1 rRNA gene is annotated in these 345 nt (G+C 53.0%); it reads left to right on the forward strand.

Annotation, left to right across the window (positions count from 1 at the left end):
• A 16S ribosomal RNA gene (locus tag ACTM82_RS09055) occupies positions 1 to 70 on the forward strand; the annotation flags it as partial.
• Positions 71 to 345: the final 275 nt, after the last annotated feature.

Genomic DNA, 345 nt, shown 5'->3' on the forward strand with positions numbered 1-345 from the left:
GTGGAGGGTGAGGGGGGTGAAGTCGTAACAAGGTAGCCGTACCGGAAGGTGCGGCTGGATCACCTCCTTTCTAGGGAGATACATTCTTAGAGAGATCAACTTAACTCGAATAGGGGCAGGAGCCCGTCCGGTAGATGTCTGGCCCGGATACGTCCCCGCAGCACCCGGTCCCCGGGGTCGCACCCGCGTACCTTGAGAGCCGCATAGCGATAGGAGAGAGATGGAAGAGATTCATCTTCCAGACTCGATTCTTTTCTGCGATCTAAACAGAGAATGATAGCAATCATTCATCCGATCCAAACAAGAGAATTCACTCATTGATGAGTGAGGAGCATCTGATCGCGA

Source organism: Collinsella sp. HCP3S3_E5 (assembly GCF_052067635.1).
Lineage (GTDB): Bacteria > Actinomycetota > Coriobacteriia > Coriobacteriales > Coriobacteriaceae > Collinsella.